This is a genomic window from Bradyrhizobium sp. Ken64 (genome assembly GCF_055807555.1).
This window is the reverse complement of sequence record NZ_JBVVPA010000059.1, coordinates 1-4,173: the sequence shown is the minus strand read 5'-3', so window position 1 is coordinate 4,173 and position 4,173 is coordinate 1. Positions and strand designations below refer to the sequence as shown.

The following is a 4,173-nucleotide window of genomic DNA, read 5'->3' as shown; positions in this document are numbered from 1 at the left end:
ATCTGCCCGACGAACATGGCTGCGAAGATAGCGATGCCCCACAGTGCCGTGCCCCAGAATTTCCAGACGCGCGGTGGGCGCTCGACCTGCTTGCGGGGCGGACCGGCGGCACGGTGCATCTCGGCGCGGTCTCGACCGCAAAATATTTCGTGCCGCACGCGATCGCGGCATTCTCGAAGCGCTATCCGAAGATCGAGCTCAAGCTCACGGTCGGCAATCGCGAGGAGATCCGCGAGGCGATGCACGGCTATGATCTCGACTTCGCGGTGATGGGTCGGCCACCGGCCGACGTCAGCGTCGACGTCCGTCAGCTCGGGCGTAATCCGCACATCATCGTCGCGCGCAAGGGGCACTGGCTGGAGAAGGATTCCGGCCTCAGCCTCACCGACCTCGTGCACGAGACTTTCCTCACCCGCGAGCCCGGCTCGGGCACGCGGACACTGATGGAAGGCATGTTCCAGAGGTCGGATCTCGAGCCGATCATCGGCATGGAGATGAGCAGCAACGAGACCATCAAGCAGGCGGTGATCGCCGGACTCGGCATCGCCTTCATCTCGGCCCACACCGTGGCGCACGAGCTCACCGAGGGCCGGCTCGTCGTGCTCGACGTCGCGGGCCTGCCGATCGTGCGGCAATGGTACGTGATCCGCCGCAGCGACAAGGTGCTGTTGCCGCCCGCGCAGGCGATGTTCGATTTCTTGGGATCGGAGGGGTCGAACTATCTTCCCGATGTGCCCGAGTTCGGGGCGCGATAGCCCCTCGAATTTCAGCCCATCAGCTTCATTGCGACCGTCGCAGCCAGAATGACGATGATCTGGAGCAGGCGCTCCGTCGTGAAGATGCGGTTGAAGGTGGTCATCGCTTGCCCCGGCCGAATTGGGATGTCTCGGTCGGGAGGTTGCTAGCACAGACGGGCGTCGAGAGAACTCCGTAATCGCCCCGGGTTTTCCGTGCGCGACCCGACGACCGACGCGGGCCTGCCCCAGGCCGCGCCGATGGTTAACGATCAGGCCGCACGCGTCGCAGCGTAATCCATTCGCGCGGCGAAATAGGCTTCCAGCTCCAGCAGCGCCCGCGCTTCCCAATCCCTCGCCTGCTCGAGCAGCGACCAGCTCTGGTCGGGGCGGAATGCAGCGGTCTGGCGATAGAGCGATGCGATCCCGCGGTAGCGGCGCACGTTCTCCAAGATGGCGTGACCGGTGATTTGGCCGTTCATGTCCGAAAACTCCCTCGTCATTCCCAGGGGAGAAATTGCGGCCAAATCTTTTTCGAAAAGTTAGCGCGGCGCGGCAAGCGCGCGAATGGTTTCCGGACTGTTGCCCGCGCGCAACGTGCGCGGCCCTACAAGGCCGTCTATTGCGAATTCGTTGCCGCGCTCTCGCTCCGCGGCTTCAACCCGCCGCGGCTGATGATCGCCATCGTCGCGCGGCAGAGATCGGCAAGGCCGATCACCAGCACGGCGAGCAGGCAGAACAGCTTGATGGAATCGGCATGCGCGCCGGTCAGCGAATTGAATTCGAAGAAGGGCGGCATGAACGCCCACCACACCAGCGGAATGGTGAGCACCGCGGCGAATGCCGCCGCCGGTGCGCCCACGACAATGCCGAGCACGAACAGGCTGGGCAGGAACGCCGCGAAATAGAGTTTTGCGCCGAGCGCGACACAGGCGCCCTGGAGCGCAGCCGACATTGCGACAACGACGAAACCAAGTAGAAACGCCTGCCACGACCAAGGTCGTATCCGCGCTACGCCAACCAGCTCCGCACGCCTCATCAGCCTCCCCCTGCCGCCCGTTAACCAGGCTCGCTTGCGACCAAAGTACTACAGCGGCAGGGAAACTGCGAGGTGGAAATTGCCGGCCGGACGGCCTTGGTAAACGGGCCGAATCGCACGACTTGGGCGACCCCGGCCGCTACTCGGTGGCCGCATAGACCAGGCCCGCGACGGGCAGCGCGAGGCCAATGGCCGATGCGAGCATCCAGCCGCCTTGCGCAAACGCCCAGGCGCCGACCGCCGAGCCCGCCGCGCCCGCGGTGAAGAACGTCGCCATGTAGAGGCCGTTGAGGCGACTGCGGTGCTCATGCCCCAGCGCGAAGATCGCGCGGAAGCCGAGCACGACGTTGCCCTGCACGCCGATGTCGATCGCGATCGCGGCCACGACCAGGCAGGCGAGGTTCAGCACCGATCCGGCCGCGCCGACATGCGTGATCAGGAAGCCCACGGCCGCGAGCAGCAGCGCGACCAGTGTTGCCATGCGGCTATGGCCGCGATCGGCAAGACGCCCCGCGATCGGGGCCGCGAACACGCCGGCGACACCGGCAAGCGCGAACAGCGCGATGCCGCGCTGGGTGAAGCCGAATTCGCTCGCGAGCAACAGCGGCGTCACGGTCCAGAACAGGCTGAAGGCACCGAACAGGCTGGCCTGGTACAGCGCGCGGCGGCGCAGCAGCGGCGTACTCCGCACCAGATGCGGCATCGACAGCAGCAACGCGCCGTAATGCATGCGCGCGACCGGCTTACGCTTCGGCAGCGTGATCCAGAGCACGGCTGCGAGCGCGATCATCAGCGCGGCCGAGCAGAAGAACACTGCGTGCCACGACAGCATCGCCGTGACGAAGCTCGAAACCGGCCGCGCCAGCATGATGCCGAGCATCAAGCCGGTCGAGACGTTGCCAACGACGCGACCGCGAATCGCTGCCGGCGCAAGGTGCGCCGCATAGGGAATGATGATCTGCACCGCGACCGAGCCGAGCCCGATGAACAGCGCGGCGATCAGGAACGGCAGCGCGTGGGACGCGAACCCCGCGGCGAGCAGGGCTGCGGCGCCGAGCGTGATGACGGAGCAGATCAGGGTACGGTTCTCGACGAGGTCGCCGAGCGGCACGATGAAGAGAAGCCCCACGCCGTAGCCGATCTGCGTCATGGTGACGATCAGCCCCGCCGCCGCGTGCGACAGGCCGAGCGCAGCGCTAATCGGCGCGATCAGCGGCTGGGCGTAATAGATGTTGGCGGCGACCATGCCACAGGCCGCGGCAAGCACGAAGGTCAGTCGCTGCGACACCGCATCCGGCCCGGGCGCGGTCTCGATCGTGGCATTCATCGTCATTCACACGGTCTCCAGATATAGGAAACGTTTGTTCCCTAATATGACAAAAAATTCAGGCGAGCAGCTTCATCGCCACGGCGACCAGGCGCTTGCCGTCGAGCGACAAGCGCGCCTTGCCGACGACGCGCAGACCCTGCGTGATGCAGATCATCAGCCGCGCGGTGTCGTCGGCGGCCACATGGCGGGGTATAGAGCCGTCGGCCTGCCCCTCGCGAATGAGGCCGGCGATGAAGCCTTCGTTGGTCTCGAGCCGCGCGCTGACGAGGGCGGCGACCACCGGATCGACCGCGGACAATTCGACCGCGCTGCCGACCACGAGACAGCCGCGCCGCCCCTCGCTGCCCTGGGAGTGCTCCACATACGACAGCAGCAGGTTGCGCAGTCGCTCGCGGCCATTGGCGCCTTGCGCCGCGGCGCTGCGCGTCTGCTCCTGGCGCAACGCGACGTAGCGCTCGAAGGCGGCGAGAAACACCGCATGCTTGTCGCGAAACGCCTTGTAGACGCTGCCGGTCGCCAGCCGCATCGCCGCGGTGAGATCGCCGATCGAGGTCGCATGATAACCGCGCTCGGAAAACACGCGGACGGCCCTGTCGAGCGCCGTGTCCATGTCGAATTCCCGGGGACGGCCGGACGGACGGGCAATGGAGCGGGATTTGCGGGCGGTCTTTTGCATTGCGGGATAATAGGGAATGATTGTTTCCGAATAAAGACACTTGAAGGACACTTGGTTGTGATGGAGGTGTAAAGGGAGTGAGTGCCGTGTCCCGGACGCGCTGCAACGCGCGAGCGTTGCTGCGCAGAGCCGGGACCCAGAGGGCGACACGGAGTAATACGGCGAGATGGGCCCCGGCTCTGCAGCGCACCGTCGAAGTGACGCTGCGCTGCGTCCGGGGCACGAGAGCGGATCTTCTTCGCGTTCATCTTCGACTTGCAGACACGCCTTCTCATCCTCGCGGCGCATTTCGCCCGAGCTCTGCTTGGTCGCTCCACCCCTCAAATCCAAGAGGGCGCAGGGAAGGCCGGGTGCTGACCTCGCACCCGCGGTCCGCTGCGCGAAAAGCACACGC

The 4,173-nt window shown here is 65.8% G+C and carries 5 protein-coding genes; 1 reads left to right on the top strand and 4 read right to left on the bottom strand.

What is annotated here, in order from left to right; genetic code table 11:
• Nucleotides 1-755 (top strand): LysR substrate-binding domain-containing protein (locus AC0L2F_RS35535; protein WP_473251497.1); only part of this gene is annotated, 755 nt, incomplete at its 5' end.
• 251 nt (nt 756-1,006) lie between these two features.
• Here the strand turns inward: AC0L2F_RS35535 and AC0L2F_RS35530 are convergent.
• The 4 genes from AC0L2F_RS35530 to AC0L2F_RS35515 all read right to left on the bottom strand — a co-directional run bounded on the left by AC0L2F_RS35530 (nt 1,007) and on the right by AC0L2F_RS35515 (nt 3,779).
• Nucleotides 1,007-1,216, bottom strand: a complete 210-nt coding sequence (locus tag AC0L2F_RS35530; protein WP_063996623.1) for a hypothetical protein — start codon at nt 1,214-1,216, stop codon at nt 1,007-1,009.
• A gap of 137 nt (nt 1,217-1,353) precedes the next feature.
• On the bottom strand, nt 1,354-1,773 hold the full coding sequence (locus tag AC0L2F_RS35525; protein ID WP_007607258.1) for a hypothetical protein: 420 nt from the start codon (nt 1,771-1,773) through the stop codon (nt 1,354-1,356).
• A gap of 139 nt (nt 1,774-1,912) precedes the next feature.
• On the bottom strand, nt 1,913-3,106 hold the full coding sequence (locus AC0L2F_RS35520) for an MFS transporter (RefSeq protein ID WP_007607256.1): 1,194 nt from the start codon (nt 3,104-3,106) through the stop codon (nt 1,913-1,915).
• A 52-nt stretch (nt 3,107-3,158) separates the two neighbouring features.
• The gene (locus AC0L2F_RS35515; protein WP_035973860.1) at nt 3,159-3,779 is read right to left on the bottom strand and encodes a TetR/AcrR family transcriptional regulator; all 621 of its coding nucleotides are present in this window, start codon (nt 3,777-3,779) and stop codon (nt 3,159-3,161) included.
• Nucleotides 3,780-4,173: the final 394 nt, after the last annotated feature.